We start from the raw sequence: 18,880 nt of genomic DNA on the forward strand, positions 1-18,880 counted from the left end.
CTAATTTTTAATTTTCAACATCCTTCGCACATCGAAAACCTAAGTTTTGTGAAGAATAGCGAGCCTTCATACTTCCCCGAAAGGCATAGCGCATAAATGCCGCATAATTCATTAAATCTGAAGCTCCTATTGCCGCGCTTCCGCAGAAGAGATTGGAGTCTTTGTCAACGTCTTTTCGGGATTCTCCCGATATTAATACCGAATTAAAATCTAAAGTCCATTCCCACACCAAACCGTGAAGATCGTAGATTCCCCAATAATTTTTGAAGGTTTCGCCTATAGGGTTTTTAAAGGTTTTTGGGGTTTCGTACCAGTTTAGGATGAATTGGTTGTAGGTTTCTAGTCTTCTTGCATCCTGCACATTTTCATTGGCCATAGCAGCAAACTCCCATTCGTCCATTGTGGGTAGCCGTTTGCCTTGACATTCACAATATTTTTTTGCTGCAAACCAGGAAACATTTGTTACGGGAGCATTTGGAAGGCCTTGAAAAGCTTCGTCATTCTTCCAGTTTGTTAAATAGCTTTTATCGGCAAATAGGGTTTTGACATTGCTTTTTTTCCATTGCGGATATTCTTTCACGAATTTTAAATATTCGGCATTGCTTACGGGATATACATCCATTAGAAAAGGATCAACCTTTACAGTTTGGTCCTCGGCGCCATATAGCGGAAGATAAACCCCGCCCTTCACTAAAGCCATATTATCATTTTGGGCTGCGACCTCGCAAAATAATAATGAAAAGACTAAGAAAAGGGCGGAGCTATATAATTTCAATTTTTACAATTTTATTATTTGTTTCTAACGGCTTGAACCATTGCTGGGGTAACTTCTTTTTTAGAATTTCCCCAACTGTTATAAACATAGGTCAGTACATTTGCTACTTCTTCATCACTAAGCGCCTGTGCTGTCATAACGCTGTTATACTTTTTACCGTTTACAGTTATTTCACCGGTTTTACCGTGCAATACAATATCGATTGCTCTGTCCACATCGGCATTTAGATAATCAGATTTTGCCAAAGGAGGAAAAGCGTTCTCAATCCCTTTTCCATCAGCTTGGTGACAGGCTGCGCAAGTAGCTAAATATTGATCCTTTCCAAAGGTCATACGTTCTTCAAGGCTTAAAGCTTTCACCTCTTCTTTTGGTTCTTTTCTCGTACCGTTGGGCATAGACTGTATTGCTCCACCTTCAGGAAGATAAATATCATCGCGGATTTCACCAGAATAGATGCGCTTGTCTTCTTCGCCTTCTACTTTTAGCATTGCCAAAGCACCTTTATTGAACGCTCTGAAAATAGAGTGGTCTACAAGTATAAAGGTTCCGGGAACATCTACACGAAACTCCACAATTGCTGCACCACCTGCAGGAATTAATGTTGTTTGTACATTTTCATTGATCATATCACCGCCTTCCACGTGAACTTTGTCAAAAATTTCACCAATAACGTGGAATGAGGAGACTAAGTTTGGCCCACCGTTTCCAACGAAGAGACGTACTTTTTCACCCACTTTTGCAGTAATGGCATTGTCGCCAGTCATTGCTCCAACACTTCCATTAAAGACTACATAATCTGCCTTTTCATCAATGGCTTTCTGCATATCGAAGGCTTGTAAGCCACGATCGCCATATTTGCCTTCGGTATAGAAATCACCTTGCATGATGTAATATTCTTTGTCCACTGGAGGCAAACCACCTTCCGGCTCTACCAAAATAAGCCCGTACATGCCGTTGGCAATGTGCATTCCCACGGGCGCGGTAGCACAGTGGTAAACATACAGTCCAGGATTAAGCACTTTGAAAGAAAACACTTTTTCATGGCCGGGAGCTACAAAAGATGACTCTGCCCCACCACCGGGACCGTTCACGGCGTGAAGATCTATGTTATGCGGAAGTTTGTTGTCTGGGTGATTCTTTAAGTGAAATTCTACCTCGTCGCCCACGCGGGTTCGGATGAAACTTCCCGGGACGGTTCCGCCAAAAGTCCAATAAACATATTTAACGCCATTAGTCATTTCACCCTCACGTTCTTGGATTTCCAAGTCCACGATTAGTTTTTTGGCCATTCGTTTTCCTACGGGAGTAGGCACATTTGGTGGAGAAGTAAGTTCCGCAATCATTTCTTGATTTACAGGAATTTCTACAGTATCGTTGTATTTTTTCTCTGACTGGTCATTTACACAGCCCGAAAGAAAAGCAACCGCGCCAAGGCCCAGCAGCATATTGGTAATTAACTTTTGTTTGATAACTAATTTCATAGGTTCGGTTTTTAAAAAGTGGTGGTTTTATTGGTTATTATTTTCAATTTCTGGTTTTTTCCAAGTAAATAAAGCAGGGTCTATCGTCACCATTACCCATGCCCAATTATTTGTATTTCCATCAAAATTATTTTTCAGGATTTCAATTCCTTTTGAAATAAAAAAGTGTGAATATCCTGCCTGAATACCTGTAAAATTGCTCGTTTTGAACGAAGTTACTAAATCTACTTCAAAACCCAAAACTTTTGAAGTATTGTCATCTATTTCCGCGGCAGCGAAAAATTGATGAAGCGCCAAATAAACGTTTGATTTTTTAGTGAAGGCATATTTTACATTTCCATAAAAATCTACTAAGCCCACATTGTTAATATGATTGCCTACATAGAAATAATCCATAAACCCATTAAACTTGTGATTGGTTCCATAAAGTGGGTTAAAGGCTTTGTTTTCTCCATTGGCAGGGGCGCCATAATCATTTCCGCTTTGCAGTTCGGCACCTATGCCAATGCGTAGATTTTCCAAAGCAGAATAATTCGCCTCCAATGAAAGAAGGTAGGCGCTTAAATCATTATTTGCCACGTCATTCCCGAATTGATAGTAGAGATTTGAAGCAAAGTTGAATTTACTCAAATTCGCGTTTAAATGAAGTCCTGCGGTTTGACTATAGCGCGTATCGTTTTTTGATTTGTCGGTTTCATCAATATATTGCAAACCGTTGTTCAAAAAGAGAAAACTTGCTGATAATTTTTCCCAATCCTTGTCAAGCCAAACATATTGAAGGCTTTTATAGGTATTTGTTTTAAGGATATTTCCAGTCAATGCTTCTCCATCTTGGTTGTATGCAGCTCCGAAATGTAGCTTCAAAAAGCTGGGTTCGTATTTTAAAATAGCAGCATCGTGGCTTCTTCCTTGTTGCGCCCAGCCTACATTTCCGAAGAAACGCTGGTCGTCGTAAACAATTTCCTGACGTCCAATTTTTAAGGAAAGGTCTGGAACCATTACAACATCTGCCCAAGCTTGATGCAACGAAAATCCGTTTTCGTCTGCTACATTTAGCTGCGGAACATCGCCCCAAACCCTTACATCCTGAGGACTTAAATAAAAATGAAGCTTTTCGGTCTTGTAACTGAAGTTTAATCTTGTGCGTTGCGAAACAAAGGCAGCAGGCTCTGTATTATCTGGAAAAAGATTTTTGTAGCCGTGGCGATATTCAAAACGTGGGCGAAGCTCTGCATCTAATGTAAACTGTGAATATATGTTAGTAACTGTAAGAATAAGAATTACCAAGAAAACATATTTTGGGGCGAACATAATAGCTATAAATTTATTTCAGATACAAATATCTTATTTTGTTGTGGTAACAAATATGACGTTTATCAGTATTTTAAAAAATCTGAAATTTTTAAAATAATTTTTAGATAGTCATAGAAAAAAGTTGCGTTTCTGGTTTGCTGCGCTGCAAAAGCACATCAAAAGCCATACAGATGTTACGCACATAGGGACGCCCCTTTTCGGTAATTTGAAGTGTTTTGGAACCTATGTTTACCAAGCCATCATCTTCCATTTCTTTAAGTTTTTCGAGCGCTCCGGGCAGTTCCTCAAATTGAAGCGAAGCATCTTCCCACGAAGTTTCCAAACGGCACATCATATTCAAGATATGTTTGCGGATAATAAGATCTTCTGAATTTAAAATGTGTCCGCGATACACGGGAATAATATTTTCATCTACCAGCTCCTGATATTCCTCTACGTTTTTTACATTTTGCCCAAAACTGTACCAGCTATCGTCAATTGCAGAAACACCTAGTCCCAGCATCAATTGGGTTTTGCTATCGGTATAGCCCATAAAATTTCGGTGGAGGGTCTTATTTTCTACGGCTTTATAAAGGCTATCAGTTTTAAGGGCGAAGTGATCCATTCCAATTTCTATATATCCCGCTTCTTCAAGCATACGCTTACCAGTTTCGTACATATCACGCTTTTCAATGGCACTGGGAAGATCTTCTTCTTTAAACCCGCGTTGGCCATTGCCCTTTATCCACGGCACGTGCGCGTAGCTGTAAAAAGCAATACGATCTGGCATTAACTCCTTTGTTTTCTCAATGGTGTGTATAACGTGTTCCTTTTTCTGAAAGGGAAGTCCAAAAATAATGTCGTGCCCGACTGAAGTGTAGCCAATTTCGCGGGCCGTTTCGGTTACGCGTTTTACATTCACAAATGGCTGCAACCTGTGGATCGCCATTTGTACGGTTGGATTGTAATCCTGAACCCCATAGCTAACCCTTGTAAAACCATAATCAAAAAGCGTCTGCAAATGTTCTTCGGAAGTATTGTTTGGGTGTCCTTCAAAGCTGAAAGATGGATTTGGGGCTATGGTTGCATCTCGAAAAATTCCTTTAATGAGCAATTTTAGATTTTCCGCGGAAAAAAAAGTAGGCGTACCACCGCCAAGGTGCAATTCTTTAATTATGGGTCTTTCCGTAAATAATTTCAAATAAAGTCGCCATTCCTTTAAAACAGATTCAAGGTAGGGAGTTTCCACATTGTGGTTTTTTGTGATACGCTTGTTGCAGCCACAAAAAGTGCAAAGGCTTTCACAGAAAGGAAGGTGAATATAGAGGCTTATGCCTTCTTTAGAATTACTTTCAGAAAAACTTTTAATTACTCCTTTTTTCCATTGGTTTAAAGAAAAATCATCGTTTTTCCAATATGGAACTGTGGGGTAACTGGTATAACGTGGTCCGGGAACGTTGTATTTTGAAATTAAACTGTTTTGCATCACTCATTTTCTTATGGGCGCAAAATTACCTATGGTGCGGTTGCTGTAAAATGATATTTATCAGTTGAAAGGAATAAGAAATCCTTGCATTTCGGCTTTATATAAAAAAGAGCACTGATTATTTCAGTGCTCTTTTAAAAAGTCGGGATGACAGGATTTGAACCTGCGACCCTACGCCCCCCAGACGTATACGCTACCAGACTGCGCCACATCCCGAAAATTGAATGGCAAAAATAAAGAAATTTAAAAGTTCTACAAATTGTTTTGCCTTTTAAAATTAAGCATTATCGAAAGAGAAAAATAAAAGCTTTTTTTAAAAGATTTTATTTGATTTAAACCTTAAAAATATTAATACTGTAATAGCGTATAATGATAATAAAATAACAATTCTTCATAACTTTTGGGTTTTCATTCCTCTGAAAGTTGTTATTTTTACCATTCAAAAAATACACAGGAATACAATTATGAGCGAAACTATTGAAAGAATAAAATGCCTGATTATTGGCTCAGGGCCAGCAGGATATACTGCTGCCATTTACGCCGCACGTGCCGATTTAAAACCTGTAATGTACACAGGAATGGAGCCCGGCGGACAATTGACAACCACAACTGAAGTTGACAATTTTCCCGGTTATCCGGAAGGGATAGACGGCCCAACGATGATGGTTCAATTACAGCAACAGGCAGAGCGATTTGGAACAGAGGTGAGAATTGGAATGGTTACAGCTGTTGAATTTAGCGATGAAGTTGGCGGTATCCATAAAATCACTGTTGATAACTCCACAAAACTTGAAGCCGAAACCGTAATAATTTCCACTGGGGCAACCGCAAAATATTTGGGTTTACCAAGCGAACAAAGATTGCGTGGCGGCGGGGTTTCGGCCTGCGCTGTTTGTGATGGTTTTTTCTACAAAGGTCAGGATGTGGCAATCGTGGGAGCAGGGGATACCGCAGCAGAGGAAGCTACTTATCTAGCTAACATTTGCAACAAAGTAACCATGCTTGTAAGAAAAGATTACATGCGGGCCTCAAAAGCGATGCAGCACCGCGTTAACAACACCAAAAACCTTGAAGTACTTTATAACACCGAAGTAGATGAAGTTTTGGGCGAGCAGGTAGTGGAAGGTTTACGAATGGTAAATAACCAAACAGGTGAAAAGAAAGAAATAGCAATCACGGGATTGTTTATTGCTATTGGTCACAAGCCAAATACCGATATTTTTAAAGGACAACTTGAAATGGACGATACCGGTTATTTGATAACAAAAGGAAAATCTACCAAAACCAATAAACCCGGTGTATTCGCGAGTGGCGATGTGCAGGATAAGGAATATCGTCAAGCTGTAACTGCTGCCGGAACCGGCTGTATGGCTGCGCTTGATGCGGAACGTTACCTTGCTACAATTGAAACGGAAGTAACGGCATAACAATCTTCATTATATAAAAAAAGCCGCTGTATTCGCGGCTTTTTTATTTTTTTTTATTTTCCAGTTTACAGTTTCGTAAATGTCAATAGTTCAATATCGCCATTTCCACCACTAACATCGGAAAGTTCTATAGTTGAATTACTAACTGAAACGATTTCCCAATCATCATTAAGTTGGTTAAACGGAGTCATTTGCCCAAACTGAAGCACCAATTCCTCACTACTTGAAGAATTATCATAAGCCCAAGTTCCACTTTCGGTCAAAAGATCATTTTGTGCTACTACTGAACCATCTTCCTTGAAATCGAAAACAAAGCTTTCAAAATCTATTGTATGGTCAGATTGGCCATCAAAGTAATTACTGATTTCCCATTCGCCCTGAGGAAGGGTGGTTTCTATTTGTTCAAATTCATTGGTGTTTGCATCGCCAGAATCATCATCAGAACTGCAGGATAATGCAATTACTACTACTGCTAATAAAATCAATATCTTTTTCATAATTTTTTTGTTTTTTCTAATGTTGTAATTTAAGTAGAGAAAACCTCTTAAAATTTTTATAAATGATAAAAGACCTAACAAAGTTTTAGCAAACTGTTAGGCCTTTTTGGCAATTCAAGGCGTTTTAAAAATGAAATAATGTCGATAGCTTTACATTTTATGCACACTGCCCGAATGGCTTTTATTTGAATTTACTGATACAGGGTTTCCGTAATAATTTATATCTCCACCGCTGCTTACATGGGTTTCAAGTTTTTCCTGAACGTTTACGGTTACTTCGGCACCACTGGATGCTTCCGCATTACAATTTAGCACTAAAAGCTCTTTAGCATTTAATTCACTACCGCTTGAGGCGTCCGCATTGAGAGATGACGCTTTGCCGGAAATTTTTAAATCGGCACCGCTACTGGTTTTAGCGATTAATTCCTGGGCAAAGACTTCTACTTCCAAATCGGCACCGCTGCTGCTTTTAAGGCTCAAATTCTGGCTTTTTATTACAGAATTTCCGGTAACATCGGCGCCGCTACTGGCTTCCACAGTATTGAGCTCTTTGAATGTAACGTAAACTTTTTTGGCATTGGAACGCCCAATATTTTCAGAAGTGGTAATGTGCAGTTTTCCATCTTCCACATCAGTTTCAATATACTGAAGCAAATTTTCGTCAGCTTCCACTACAATTTTGTTTTCATCACCTTGGGTAAGATAAACGTCAAGCCCGGCACTGCCGCGTACTTCCGTAAAATCTGCGGTTACTTCGCGTTCTTCGGTTACAACCTTTCCGTTGCCGTTTTCTCCTGTGGTAATATTCAGGTTACAGGCACCCAAGATAAGTGCTGCGCCTATTGCGATTATAAAATTTGTTGTTTTCATATCGATTGGTTTTTGGTTATTAATCTATGGTAATTGTTATGGTTTCACTGGTATTTGTGGATGCGGTATTTTTATTATTGAAATCTTCTTTTACTTCTTCCTCCCAGTTTTTATTGATAGTTTTTACACTGTCAATAGTTTTATCGGAATGGAAGATTTCTGTGGAATCCATTTCATCAACCCTTTCATCTTTCTCTTTGCAATCCAGGCATTGTACCTCGCTTTTTAAAATTCTGTAATAGTGCGCTTCGTTGTCCCAATTGCTTAACTCATCAAAATCTGAATTATAGCCATAATAGGAATTTGCATTCTCTTCAGAATAAATTACCGTGCCTTCGGGTACATAAACCGTTATTTCAATTTGCTGGTCGCGGTATTTATTTTTTGTATCGGTAATAAAGAACCCATCCAGCAATAAGCTGTTATTTTCAAAGGAATACTTATATTCAATAGCTTCTGCACGTTTTTTTGCGTCGAGGTGATTGTTGCCCTCTGCTGTTTTTTCAATTACAATTTTTCCTATGGAATCTTTTGTGGATTCAATATTCAATAGAATATCGCTTGAATAAATTATTCTTTTGTCATCTTCGGTATATTTCAATTCAAGACCGTTTTCACGGCTCACTTCATAACTATATTGTTTATCGGCGCGCATTGCAATTCTCAGGGTATCTCCTGTGCGAACAGCAAGGGTCTGCTCTTCAATGAAGTTGCCATCGTAAGCTTGTTCTGTTGCCTGTTTTATTCCCAAAACAGCCAAACCAATTACCGACAATGCCCAAACTACAATCAGTAGGATTTTTACGGTAGAGCTCATCGATTTCAGATTGCTAATTAAAAGCTTCAACCCTAAGATGAACAATACAAAAAATGGAATGCCTACGGCAAACAGGGATAGCAGAGCAATCAGCCACAGAGGTACATTGGTTGTATCAACCAGCGCGATATACTCGGTCAACTCTGAATTGCCCCAAAAATCTATCGATCCAAAGGTGAAAAAGCCTACAACCAAACCAATTATTGTGGAAAGGGAAACAATAATTATCAGTACGCCGATAAATTTTACAAAAACTTTAAAAAGTGTCATTATTAAGATTCCCAAGCTATCAAAAAAACTGGATGCGCCACTTTTCACTTTGTTGCCGTATTTGTCATAATCTACGTTTTTTACCCGGTCAGTAACATTGTCAAAGCCTTCTTTGAATTTTCTTTCAATGTTGGAAATATTCACGGGTTCGCCGGTCATTTTAAGTTTTTCTGAAGTAGTGAGTGCTGGCGGAACCAGTATCCACAGCAGGATATAGACTACTATTGGAGAGCCCATTCCGGCAACAACTAAAAGTATCCACAAAAGACGGATCCAAATAGCGTCTATGCCGATGTAGTGCCCAATTCCGGAAGAAACCCCAGAAATATATTTGTTGTCAACATCACGAAAAAGCTGTTTGTGTGAAGCAGTAGCCCTTGATTTTGTATAGGTTTTTGAAGAAGGGGGTACATCTTCAAAAATTTCGTCGTCAACTTCATAATCTTCAGGTTGTCCCATCACTGAAATCACTTCGTCAAGATCTTTTAAAGTGACTACCTGTGAAGGGCTTTCTATTTTTTCAGAAAAAAGTTCGCCAATGCGGGCTTCAATGTCCTGCATAATTTCTTCACTACCGTCAGCTCCTTTCAGCGATTTGCGGATGGCGTCTAGGTAGCGCGAAAGTTTCCCAAAGGCATCTTCGTCTATGTGAAAGGAAGTGCCTGCCAAATTTATATTTACTGTCTTGTTCATTTTGTGTTTTTTTCGCTGGTTACTTTGTTCACGGCCTGTTGCAGTTCTGCCCAGGTATCGTTCAATTCGGTTAAAAATAGTTTACCGGTATCGGTAAGTTCATAATACTTGCGTGGCGGTCCGCTGGTAGATTCTTCCCAACGGTAAGAAAGCAAGCCCGCATTTTTTAGCCTTGTGAGCAGCGGATAGATTGTGCCTTCCACGACAAGCATTTTTGCGTCCTTTAGGGTTTCCAGTATGTCTGAAGTATAGGCCTCGCCGTCTTTTAAAACGGAAAGGATACAGAACTCCAAAACCCCTTTTCGCATCTGTGCTTTTGTGTTTTCGATTTTCATAATTGTTCTTTACTTGTTTTTAATTCTTGTTCGCTATTGTTGATGAATGAATAGGGGAGCACACTTGTGGTTTCTTCGCATTGTTGATGAGTCAATGCGCTAACAGTTTCCTGTTCCGTGGGCATACTTACACCTATAAACTGTAAAATGGCGGCCAATAGGTAACTAACTAATGTGCTCATTTTGAATAGGGTTTTTAAGGTTGGTTTTTATAAATGATATACTAAGTGGATAATTATAAAGTTTTCCGCGTGAAGCGTGGATGGAGGCATTGATTACGGCATACAGCTCAAAAACGAACAATGCCAGAAGCAATAAAATGGCCAATCCGAACAATAATATGTATCCTGAAAGATTTTGAATGTTGTTTACTGAAAACTCCCCCGCATTGTGATCAATGGTTTCAATCAAAGAGATAAAATCCGTTGCGAAAATGATAAAGAAGGGAAGGCATATCAATCCTATTAATATGGTATATACCAAAACACTCAATTGAAAATTGATTGCCTGTTTTCCGTGCTCGTCCACAAAAGCCTTTTCCTTATTGAATGTCCAAATCAATAATGGCGCGATAAAATTCGCGAACGGGAAAAAGTATTTTAAAAAGGTAGATAAGTGAATAAATGCACTTACGTTTTTCTGGTTTTCTGAAATTGTAGTTTCCATTGCTTGTTATTTTCTTATGCAAATATATGTCTAAAAGATAGTAGTATGTTACGCATAGTACTAAAATTAACATATTTTTAACAAATAGGATGTGTAGGATATATTGAATATCTTCGTGAACTATTTAAGTCGAAATGAAACTGAGCCCAACTAAAATCAATACTTTTCTATTGTTTAAATTACCTGCTGCATATTTTACTGGAGTGCGTGTAAAATCAATTTCAGAAACCACTTGCATAACCACGGTAAAACATCGATGGATAAACCAAAACCCGTTCAAATCCATTTTTTGGGCGGTACAGGGGATGGCTGCAGAGCTCAGTACCGGCGCAATGATTATGGCGAAAATAAAGGAAAGCAATAAAAAGATCTCCATGCTTGTGGCGAATAATAGCGCAACTTTCACTAAAAAGGCTAGGGGCAGAATTCTGTTTACCTGTACAGATGGTGTAATGATAAATGAGGCCATTAATAAAACTATTGCTACGGGTAAAGGTCAAACCATTTGGATGAAATCGGTAGGAAAGGACATGGCCGGAGATGTGGTTTCTACTTTTGAATTTGAATGGACTCTGAAGGTCAAATAATGCAAACATCAATCTTTTAGGGATTTGTATAGTCTTGAGGGTTGGTTAACAATTTTTTAACAGAATGAATTAGACTTCAAACAGAATTTAATTGAAAAAAATTAGTTATATTTAAAACTCATTAATACAAAACTTCTTCTGCCTATTGTAAAAATCTACCTACTTAAATTTTTAACTAAACCTCAATTAGCTATGGCAAGAGCAATGTTTGATTACACCAAAGCTGTACTTTCAAAAGTAAGTTTTGACGTCAATTTGTTTTGCAAGGAGTTGAAGAAAGCGTTAACCAGATTGCTTCCCTACGAAGTAGAAGAACTAAAAGTCTGGATTGATTCGCTTATCAAGCAGAACCCACAATTAAATCAATGTCTAATTTATTTAAACCCATAAAAAAATCCCGCTTTTACTAGCGGGATTTTTTAGTAATTGATTAAGCGTTAAGGGTCATAAAGTTGTTTTCATTAATAACTTATAACTGAAAGCCGACTTTTTTTTAGTTGGACTGATGATTTTCACGTCCTGAAAAGCAATTGCCCCGCGGATTACGCCAGAAATAATATCGTGCAGTGCATTGATAATTTGCATTTTCAACTCACTTTTACTGTAAATCAAACTCACTTCGCGCGCTGGGGAGGGTTCTTTAAAATATTTTAAGTTTTTGGTTTGGGATGGCAAAATGTCCAACGTATGTAAATAGGGCAGGAGCGTCATTCCCAAGCCTTCATCTGAAAGTTTTATAAGGGTTTCAAAACTTCCACTTTCCAACTGGAACTTATCGTGGCTGTTGTTTTTAGAGGCTTTGCAAAGATTTATTATCCCATCGCGGAAACAATGTCCGTCTTCCAGCAATAATATATCCTCGATGTCAAGATCAATGATTTCCAGTTTTTCTTTAGAGGCCAAACGATGGTTTTCCGGAATGTAACCCACAAAGGGCTCGTAATAGATAGGCCTTTCTTTAATTTTTTCCTGACCCAAAGGCGTTGCAGCAATGGCAGCATCTAAGTAGCCATCGTTAATTTTTGCAATGATTTCATCGGTATTCAGTTCTTCGATTTTCAATTGCACCTTTGGATAGCGGTTTGAAAAACTTTTCAGAAACATGGGTAACAAAGTTGGCATTACCGTAGGAATAATACCAAGTTTGAAAGTCCCGCCAATAAAGCCTTTTTCCTGATCTACAACATCTTGCATGCGTTCCGACTCATTGACGATGTTTCGAGCCTGCTCTACAATTTTTTTACCGACGCCCGTAAGTTCAATGGGTTTTTTACTTCGGTCAAAAATCTGGATTTCAAGTTCCTCCTCCAGTTTTTGAATCTGCATACTAAGTGTGGGTTGAGTAACAAAAGTTTTTTCGGCGGCTTTTGTGAAATTCTGCTGTTCGGCCACGGCCAAAACGTATTTAAGTTGTGTAATTGTCATTGTAAATTATATTTATGCAAATTTACATATTTAATCAATATAATTTATAATGAAAATTTAAAGAAGCCCTCTCGCCTTTATTTCCAAATACTTATTAATTGTGTTCACCGTAAGATTTTCCGGCGCGGTAAGAATGGATTGGATGCCGTATTTGTGAAGTTCGTTAACTATTAGTTTCTTTTCATAAATAAATTTTTCAGCAATCGTCTTCTCAAAAACTTGATGGGTCGTGGTTGCCTTTTTATTCATAAATGATTTCAACTCGGTATTCTCAAAAAAGATAACCACCAAAAGATGCGTTTTATTAATTGCCTGCAAATACGGCAACTGACGGTGCAAAGCATCCATTGTTTCAAAATTTGTGAAGAGTAAAAGCAGACTTCGTTGCTTAATATGTCGCTTCACATCAACATACAAACGCGAAAAATCACTTTCTGAAAAATCGGTTTCCACGTTGTAAAGTGTTTCCAATATAAGGTGCATTTGCACACTTCGGCGTTGTGCGATGACACGGTCGTCCACTTTTCGGGAAAACGTGAACATTCCGGCTTTGTCGTGTTTTTTGAGGACTATATTTGAAATAACGAGCGTAGCATTAATTGCATAATCCAGCAAACTCAAGTGGTTGAAGGGCATTTTCATCACCCTCCCCTTATCAATCACCGCATAAACTGGCTGCGATTTCTCGTCCTGAAATTGGTTCACCATCAAGCTGCTTCGTTTCGCCGTGGCTTTCCAGTTTATATTCCGCACATCGTCGCCCGACGTGTAATCCTTTATTTGCTCAAACTCCATGGTATGGCCAATTCTTCGGATTTTTTTAAGTCCGAAAAGTTTCAGTTTATTGGTAAAAGCGATGAAATCATATTTTTTAAGCTGAAGGAATGAAGGGTAATTTGGGACCATCGCTTCTGCGGAAAATTGTTGTTTCCGGGCAACCAATCCCAAAACCGTAGAAGAAAAGATGTTCAAATTTCCGAAGTGATATTCCCCGCGCTCTGTTGGCCGGACTTGATAGGTGAATTTTTTTTCTTCGGAAGCATTTAAAATAGCTTCAATCTTAAAATCGCGAACCTGCCATTGAATGGGCAATTCATCAATAATCTTCACAGAAGTTTTAAACTGAAACCTATTTACAACCTTAATTTCAATGGAATTATCATCACCGTTGGAAAGCTTTTCGGGAAGTATTCGCTGTGCCTGAATTCCAGTTTTATTTCGATATAATAAGAAGATATCGAAAACAAAAACTCCCAAAAGCAAATAAAATAAAAGCTTAACCACGCCAAACAATTCTTGGAAGAAGTAAGAAAACACAAACATAACCGCCAGCGAGAACAGCACGCTGAAAAATCGTTTTTTTAGGTATAGGCTTTTAAGGAATTTCTTCACTTTTTAAAATTTGTTTCAGGTTTCGGGTTTTTCTATTGGCCATCCGCTATTGAGCGCCCAGCACCCAGCATCTTTATCTCGGAATTTCGATGGTTTCAATAATCTGTTGAACCACTTTATCTGCCGTTATTCCTTCCATTTCACGCTCTGGGGTTAGCATAATTCTATGCCTTAAAACCGAAGGAGCAATTTTTTTAATATCGTCCGGCGTTACAAAATCGCGGCCGTTCATTGCAGCCAATGCTTTGGAAGCATTCATAATTGCCAACGATGCACGTGGCGAGGCGCCCAAAAATAAGTTGGCGTTGGTCCGCGTATTTTCCACAATTGCTGCGATGTATTTCAGCAAATTGCTTTCAATGATTATCTGTTTTATGGTGTGTTGGTATTCCGCAATCTGTTTTGCGTTCAGCACTTGTATCACGCTATCCAAGACGAAAGCATCCTTCCGGTGGTGCTCGTTTTCAAGAATGTGGATTTCCTCTTCCAAAGTGGGGTAGGGCACATTTATTTTAAAAAGAAAACGGTCCAATTGCGCTTCGGGCAGGGCGTAAGTTCCTTCCTGTTCTACAGGGTTTTGGGTGGCAAAGACCAAAAATGGCGGTTGCATTTTATATTCGGTACCGTCCATTGTTACTTGGCGCTCTTCCATTATTTCAAAAAGTGCAGCTTGCGTTTTTGCGGGCGCACGATTTATTTCGTCAATCAAAACAATGTTTGAAAAAACGGGACCTTGTTTGAATTCAAACTCGCTTGTTTTTACGTTGAAGATTGAAGTTCCCAAAATATCGCTCGGCATCAAATCTGGCGTAAATTGGATCCTGCTGAAATCTACTGCCAATGTTTTTGCCAACAATTTTGCGGTCAAGGTTTTCGCAACGCCCGGAACGCCTTCAATTAACGAATGGCCGTCGGTAAGTATTGAAATGATTAACATTTCTAGCATATCGTGCTGCCCAACGATTACTTTGCCTAATTCAGCTTTTATTTTTTCAACCGCTTCCTGCAGATTTTTTAAATCGATTCGCGAATTGAATTCCAAGGGATTTTCCTGTGTTTCTTCCATAATTTTATAGTCTAAATGCTTCTATTTGCTTGTTCAGTTCCAGTAAATCGGCTTCGCTGTGCACTGATTGTTCTTTTAAGTGTTTTATTAAGTGCATTAATTTCTGGGTCTTTTCGAAGGTGTTTCCACTTTTCAGTGCCAGTTTTTTAATGAAATCTTCTGTAATATCATTGGTGTTTAAATAATATTTTGAGCGAAGAGTTTCCAAAAAATAGGTGATTTTCTTCGCAATAATATTACCATAATCTTTGTGTTGAAAATAGAGGTCGCCAATGGTTTTGGTAAATTCCACCGAAGTATTTTCAAGCGGTTTTATCACTTCCACAACGCGTTGCTCGCGTTTACTTTTGAAAAGCACAAAAATCAGCAATCCGCCCATCAACACATAATATGCCCAGGTAAGCGGCGCTTGGTCCAATACAAAACGCATAGGCGATTCCACAACTTTTCGGCCAGATTTTAGATACTCATCCCAATAAATTTTATCGGCATCTATATAGGAAAGAACATTTGCGGCATATTGCGCATTGCCTTTCAGCAAGTAATAATTGGAAAATGCTTCGGGCAGGTTGTGCAATAAAAACTGTCCTTTTCCGAAGTTTACCTTCACATAATTCAAATCCCCCAAATCGTTATCGGCCTCTTCATTTTCATAATACCCCAAGGCAGTGGTTTTCAAAGTATCTATTTCAATAAAAGAGGCTTTAAAAACGCCTTTTTTGAAAGCGGGAAGTGAATCCTGTTTCAACGATGGCGAGAAAAATTTTGGGTGAAGTTCTTCCTCTAAAATGTTGTAGTTGGCGGCAGAATCAATATTTAATGAATCACGTAGAATATACCCAATGCTTCGCGACGAAATGAATACGGTATTTCCTTTTTCCACATACTTTAAAATTTCATCTGCCTGTCTTTCATCAAAGAAAATATCATCATTTATAAAAATGTAGGCTGAATTTTGAGTATAGGTGCTGTCCGTTAAAAATTCATACGGGTCTTTGTCAATCTTTTCTATTTCAGCATTTTTGAATAGTGAAGCGGCTTCCTCAAAAAATACAAACCCACCAAAAGGAATTTTATCTATCGAAGTATAGCTGGGGCGCCAATTTATGGGTTTTGGACGCACAAGCTCGGTAATCACGATGATAAGCAGCGCTATCCCAAAAACCCAAAGTACTCTTTTTGAACGTTTATCCAGCATTTTTCAAGTTTTGGTTCAGTCTTTCAAAATCTTTTTGAGCGTTTTCAAAACCGGCTTTGTCCAGCGCATATTCGCCGTACCAAATATTATCGTACAGGTAAGAAGTTTTTTTGAAATTTTCCTTTAAGGCTGCGTTTTCAATTTCGCGATAGTAGTCACTGTTGGTTTTTTCAAAATGCCAGTTTATAATATTGTTTAAAGAAAGCAATTTTAAGGATTTTAAGTACATATATCGTATTGCCAGTCGGTAATTTTCTTCTTTTAGGGCATTCTTGATATAGCTGTCCAGATCGATATTTTCAATGTGCTCCTCCTGAATATTCAGTGGAGCCACCATTTTGCTTTTTCTGCTGAAAAATGACGAAGCATTATCGCCCACGAGCAATTTCACCAGTATGTAGATGGCAAAAACGATAAGCAAAATGTACACGATAATTTTTATGATTTGATAGGCTTCCGGTGAAAGATGGAAACCAAAAATATCGCCCATTCTATTAAAGAACCAAGTGATGGCACGGCCTAAATAATTTTCTGCTTCACCTTCCATCACGTCGTAATCAAAATCGTTTCCGGAATATTTCTCACTTAAATTTTCTGAGAAATGTTTTGGAATAATCTTACTGCTGTCAACGGCCACTGTAAGACTGTCCGCTTCCGCAGCTTTGGCCGCGAGGAGATTTAAAAGAAAAAATATTATAAAAAGAAATCTACTCACCGGCGCCTATGTTTTCAATACGCTCGCGCGTGGCTTCATTATATGTTTCTTCGTGAACGGAGAAATAAAGAATACCGTTTACAAACTGAATCATGGATTGATTAAGGGTGTATAGGATTAATAGTATAGATAGGGCAAGCGTCCAAACCACGCTGGCTCCTGCGGAATTTGCAAGATCTACGCCGCTATCTAAAGAATGAAATGCATAAATTCCAATTAAAATTCCGGGAACCATCATCACCACAAGCATTAAAATACCAAGCAACATCCCGATAATAAGATTTGTGAGCACACTTTTCCAAAAAAAGCTTTTCAAAAGTTTCCAGCCTTCACCAAAAGCATCTATTACATCTTTATTACTGTTTATCATAGCCATAAATGCAAGACCCATCCAGCTGGTATATGCAAGAACGATTAAATAATATGCGAAGGTTCCGATTATTGGTATAAACCCCAAGATCATTCCCGCAACCATAGCAACTACATAACCAATAACCATTAATATTATGAAGAGAATAATTTTTCCGAGGTTTTGTTTTACCATTTCCCAGACCTTTCTTTTTTCTACGGCGGCACCCCTGTTTTTTTCATATTCTATTACGTAAACCGCAGCAAGACTATAGTTTAGCACGGCTGTAATTATATACAGAATGAAAAATCCCATAAACCCCAAGCCCAACATTATAAAATAACTTGAATTGTCACTTTCAATTCCATAGGTATTTGAGGCATTATATGCACCTAAGAAACCTGTAACCATTAAATAGCTTACTCCTAAGAAACTTAAAATAAAAAGCCCGTTGTAACTAATGAAGATGTTTAAAAAAGGCTTAAAATTCTGTTTGAAAAACTCAAAGTAGGTAGTAATCATTTCGCCTACATCGCGTTGCTGTTTAAGTGGTATATATTTGTCTTGCATGCTTTCTGTTGAGGATAATTGGATAAATAACGTAATAAAAAATAATAAGTGCCAAGGAGCTAAAAATAATGGTCATTGCCAACCATACAGGCATATTGCTGTAACGGGTTATAAAGCCTTCAATAAACCCTGCAATGATGAAAAAGGGAATGGTGCTAACCACAATCTTAAGGCCGTCCTTCGCGCCTTTTAAAAATGAAACTTTCCGAGAATATGTTTTTGGAAAAAGAATACTGTTGCCCATCACCATTCCCGCGCAGCCTGCAATTACGATTACCGAAATCTCAATGGTTCCGTGCAGCCAAATGCTTTTTGAAGCTTCAAAAAGTAAATCGCGGTTATAGAAAAAAGTGAAAAATGCCCCGAGCATCACTCCATTACTGAATAGTATGTAAGCCGTACCTAAAGAGGTAATTACTCCGAAAGCATATGCCAAAAACGCTACGCGAATGTTGTTAATAGTGATTCCCAAAAAAGTGCCAATCTCGCTCCCGCTGTTGTAGATGGCGGTTGGGTCGCCTTTGTCAATATTATTCAAGGTTTCATTTACATAACCATCACCAAGAATCAACCGTACAAAGGAATCATCATTCAATGCTGAAATGGCGCCAATGGCTGTAGCTGTCGCAAAAAGCAAAAAAGAGAAAAAAAGCATGCGTTGGTGCTCCTTGAAAAACAACGGAAACTCTTCCTTCCAAAAACTTACAATACGGTTTTTTGTCTCCTTTTTGTTTTTATAAATTTTTTGATGCGCTTGTGATGCCAATGAATTCAAATACTGGAGCGCCTTGCTATCGGGATAATAGGTTTGCGCATAGGCGAGGTCGTTGGTCAAGTGGAGGTAATGGTCGGCAAGCTGGTCTGGACTTATTTTTGAATTAAGTGTGATTGCTTTTTCAAAAGCAATCCATTTTTCCTTATTTTGCTTGACGAATGCTGCTTCGCGCATCTGTTGAAATTTTTGGATA

At 38.5% G+C, this 18,880-nt stretch carries 20 protein-coding genes and 1 tRNA gene; 3 read left to right on the forward strand and 18 right to left on the reverse strand.

Annotated elements, in window-relative coordinates:
- Positions 1-7: 7 nt before the first annotated feature.
- The 5 genes from JK629_RS10885 to JK629_RS10905 form a co-directional block, all read right to left on the reverse strand.
- Positions 8-700: a formylglycine-generating enzyme family protein gene (locus JK629_RS10885; RefSeq protein WP_202335648.1), complete on the reverse strand. Its 693-nt coding sequence runs from the start codon at positions 698-700 to the stop codon at positions 8-10.
- An 89-nt stretch (positions 701-789) separates the two neighbouring features.
- Positions 790-2,256: a copper-containing nitrite reductase gene (nirK, locus tag JK629_RS10890; RefSeq protein ID WP_202335649.1), complete on the reverse strand. Its 1,467-nt coding sequence runs from the start codon at positions 2,254-2,256 to the stop codon at positions 790-792.
- Between the two features lie 27 nt (positions 2,257-2,283).
- Positions 2,284-3,567, reverse strand: coding sequence for an alginate export family protein (locus JK629_RS10895; RefSeq protein WP_202335650.1), 1,284 nt, complete (start codon positions 3,565-3,567; stop codon positions 2,284-2,286).
- Positions 3,568-3,670: 103 nt separating this feature from the next.
- Entirely contained in the window at positions 3,671-5,035 is a 1,365-nt protein-coding gene (gene hemN, locus JK629_RS10900) for an oxygen-independent coproporphyrinogen III oxidase (protein ID WP_202335651.1), read from the reverse strand.
- Between the two features lie 142 nt (positions 5,036-5,177).
- Positions 5,178-5,251 (reverse strand) — tRNA-Pro (locus JK629_RS10905).
- Between the two features lie 248 nt (positions 5,252-5,499).
- Here JK629_RS10905 and trxB point away from each other — a divergent pair.
- Positions 5,500-6,462, forward strand: coding sequence for a thioredoxin-disulfide reductase (gene trxB, locus JK629_RS10910; RefSeq protein ID WP_202335652.1), 963 nt, complete (start codon positions 5,500-5,502; stop codon positions 6,460-6,462).
- Positions 6,463-6,527: 65 nt separating this feature from the next.
- On the opposite strand, the gene JK629_RS10915 is transcribed toward trxB, so the two are convergent.
- The 6 genes from JK629_RS10915 to JK629_RS10940 form a co-directional block, all read right to left on the reverse strand.
- Positions 6,528-6,959 (reverse strand): hypothetical protein, encoded by a 432-nt coding sequence (locus tag JK629_RS10915; RefSeq protein WP_202335653.1) that lies wholly within the window; start codon positions 6,957-6,959, stop codon positions 6,528-6,530.
- 150 nt (positions 6,960-7,109) lie between these two features.
- The gene (locus JK629_RS10920) at positions 7,110-7,829 is read right to left on the reverse strand and encodes a head GIN domain-containing protein (RefSeq protein ID WP_202335654.1); all 720 of its coding nucleotides are present in this window, start codon (positions 7,827-7,829) and stop codon (positions 7,110-7,112) included.
- Between the two features lie 19 nt (positions 7,830-7,848).
- Positions 7,849-9,609, reverse strand: coding sequence for a PspC domain-containing protein (locus JK629_RS10925; RefSeq protein WP_202335655.1), 1,761 nt, complete (start codon positions 9,607-9,609; stop codon positions 7,849-7,851).
- Positions 9,606-9,944 (reverse strand): PadR family transcriptional regulator, encoded by a 339-nt coding sequence (locus tag JK629_RS10930; RefSeq protein WP_202335656.1) that lies wholly within the window; start codon positions 9,942-9,944, stop codon positions 9,606-9,608. Before JK629_RS10930 ends, JK629_RS10925 begins: the two co-directional genes overlap by 4 nt.
- A complete protein-coding gene (locus tag JK629_RS10935; RefSeq protein ID WP_202335657.1) occupies positions 9,941-10,126 on the reverse strand; it encodes a hypothetical protein in 186 nt (61 codons plus the stop codon). Before JK629_RS10935 ends, JK629_RS10930 begins: the two co-directional genes overlap by 4 nt.
- Positions 10,110-10,610 (reverse strand): DUF4870 domain-containing protein, encoded by a 501-nt coding sequence (locus JK629_RS10940; protein ID WP_202335658.1) that lies wholly within the window; start codon positions 10,608-10,610, stop codon positions 10,110-10,112. Before JK629_RS10940 ends, JK629_RS10935 begins: the two co-directional genes overlap by 17 nt.
- 134 nt (positions 10,611-10,744) lie before the next feature.
- Between JK629_RS10940 and JK629_RS10945 the strand changes: the two genes are divergently transcribed.
- Together JK629_RS10945 and JK629_RS10950 are read left to right on the forward strand one after the other, a co-directional pair.
- The gene (locus JK629_RS10945; protein WP_202335659.1) at positions 10,745-11,197 is read left to right on the forward strand and encodes a DUF4442 domain-containing protein; all 453 of its coding nucleotides are present in this window, start codon (positions 10,745-10,747) and stop codon (positions 11,195-11,197) included.
- A gap of 192 nt (positions 11,198-11,389) precedes the next feature.
- Entirely contained in the window at positions 11,390-11,587 is a 198-nt protein-coding gene (locus JK629_RS10950) for a hypothetical protein (RefSeq protein ID WP_045079953.1), read from the forward strand.
- 54 nt (positions 11,588-11,641) lie between these two features.
- On the opposite strand, the gene JK629_RS10955 is transcribed toward JK629_RS10950, so the two are convergent.
- From JK629_RS10955 to JK629_RS10985, 7 genes are all read right to left on the reverse strand, one after another.
- Entirely contained in the window at positions 11,642-12,622 is a 981-nt protein-coding gene (locus JK629_RS10955; protein ID WP_202335660.1) for a hydrogen peroxide-inducible genes activator, read from the reverse strand.
- Positions 12,623-12,679: 57 nt separating this feature from the next.
- A complete protein-coding gene (locus JK629_RS10960) occupies positions 12,680-14,014 on the reverse strand; it encodes a DUF58 domain-containing protein (RefSeq protein ID WP_225626011.1) in 1,335 nt (444 codons plus the stop codon).
- Between the two features lie 73 nt (positions 14,015-14,087).
- Positions 14,088-15,080, reverse strand: coding sequence for an AAA family ATPase (locus JK629_RS10965; RefSeq protein WP_202335661.1), 993 nt, complete (start codon positions 15,078-15,080; stop codon positions 14,088-14,090).
- A 4-nt stretch (positions 15,081-15,084) separates the two neighbouring features.
- A complete protein-coding gene (locus tag JK629_RS10970) occupies positions 15,085-16,278 on the reverse strand; it encodes a DUF4350 domain-containing protein (protein ID WP_202335662.1) in 1,194 nt (397 codons plus the stop codon).
- Complete coding sequence (locus JK629_RS10975) at positions 16,268-16,993, reverse strand: hypothetical protein (RefSeq protein ID WP_202335663.1); 726 nt, start codon at positions 16,991-16,993, stop codon at positions 16,268-16,270. Before JK629_RS10975 ends, JK629_RS10970 begins: the two co-directional genes overlap by 11 nt.
- Positions 16,986-17,912, reverse strand: coding sequence for a hypothetical protein (locus JK629_RS10980; RefSeq protein WP_202335664.1), 927 nt, complete (start codon positions 17,910-17,912; stop codon positions 16,986-16,988). The genes JK629_RS10975 and JK629_RS10980 overlap by 8 nt, the downstream gene beginning before the upstream one ends.
- Positions 17,887-18,861 (reverse strand): stage II sporulation protein M, encoded by a 975-nt coding sequence (locus JK629_RS10985; RefSeq protein WP_202335665.1) that lies wholly within the window; start codon positions 18,859-18,861, stop codon positions 17,887-17,889. The genes JK629_RS10980 and JK629_RS10985 overlap by 26 nt, the downstream gene beginning before the upstream one ends.
- Between the last annotated feature and the right edge of the window lie 19 nt (positions 18,862-18,880).

This window comes from Aequorivita iocasae, assembly GCF_016757735.1.
Lineage (GTDB): Bacteria > Bacteroidota > Bacteroidia > Flavobacteriales > Flavobacteriaceae > Aequorivita > Aequorivita iocasae.

Coding starts and splice junctions, on each gene's coding strand:
- JK629_RS10885 (WP_202335648.1), bottom strand. CDS start 700: ATGGCTTTAGTGAAGGGCGGGGTTTATCTTCCGCTATATGGCGCCGAG.
- nirK (WP_202335649.1), bottom strand. CDS start 2,256: ATGAAATTAGTTATCAAACAAAAGTTAATTACCAATATGCTGCTGGGC.
- JK629_RS10895 (WP_202335650.1), bottom strand. CDS start 3,567: ATGTTCGCCCCAAAATATGTTTTCTTGGTAATTCTTATTCTTACAGTT.
- hemN (WP_202335651.1), bottom strand. CDS start 5,035: ATGCAAAACAGTTTAATTTCAAAATACAACGTTCCCGGACCACGTTAT.
- trxB (WP_202335652.1), top strand. CDS start 5,500: ATGAGCGAAACTATTGAAAGAATAAAATGCCTGATTATTGGCTCAGGG.
- JK629_RS10915 (WP_202335653.1), bottom strand. CDS start 6,959: ATGAAAAAGATATTGATTTTATTAGCAGTAGTAGTAATTGCATTATCC.
- JK629_RS10920 (WP_202335654.1), bottom strand. CDS start 7,829: ATGAAAACAACAAATTTTATAATCGCAATAGGCGCAGCACTTATCTTG.
- JK629_RS10925 (WP_202335655.1), bottom strand. CDS start 9,609: ATGAACAAGACAGTAAATATAAATTTGGCAGGCACTTCCTTTCACATA.
- JK629_RS10930 (WP_202335656.1), bottom strand. CDS start 9,944: ATGAAAATCGAAAACACAAAAGCACAGATGCGAAAAGGGGTTTTGGAG.
- JK629_RS10935 (WP_202335657.1), bottom strand. CDS start 10,126: ATGAGCACATTAGTTAGTTACCTATTGGCCGCCATTTTACAGTTTATA.
- JK629_RS10940 (WP_202335658.1), bottom strand. CDS start 10,610: ATGGAAACTACAATTTCAGAAAACCAGAAAAACGTAAGTGCATTTATT.
- JK629_RS10945 (WP_202335659.1), top strand. CDS start 10,745: ATGAAACTGAGCCCAACTAAAATCAATACTTTTCTATTGTTTAAATTA.
- JK629_RS10950 (WP_045079953.1), top strand. CDS start 11,390: ATGGCAAGAGCAATGTTTGATTACACCAAAGCTGTACTTTCAAAAGTA.
- JK629_RS10955 (WP_202335660.1), bottom strand. CDS start 12,622: ATGACAATTACACAACTTAAATACGTTTTGGCCGTGGCCGAACAGCAG.
- JK629_RS10965 (WP_202335661.1), bottom strand. CDS start 15,080: ATGGAAGAAACACAGGAAAATCCCTTGGAATTCAATTCGCGAATCGAT.
- JK629_RS10970 (WP_202335662.1), bottom strand. CDS start 16,278: ATGCTGGATAAACGTTCAAAAAGAGTACTTTGGGTTTTTGGGATAGCG.
- JK629_RS10980 (WP_202335664.1), bottom strand. CDS start 17,912: ATGCAAGACAAATATATACCACTTAAACAGCAACGCGATGTAGGCGAA.
- JK629_RS10985 (WP_202335665.1), bottom strand. CDS start 18,861: ATGCGCGAAGCAGCATTCGTCAAGCAAAATAAGGAAAAATGGATTGCT.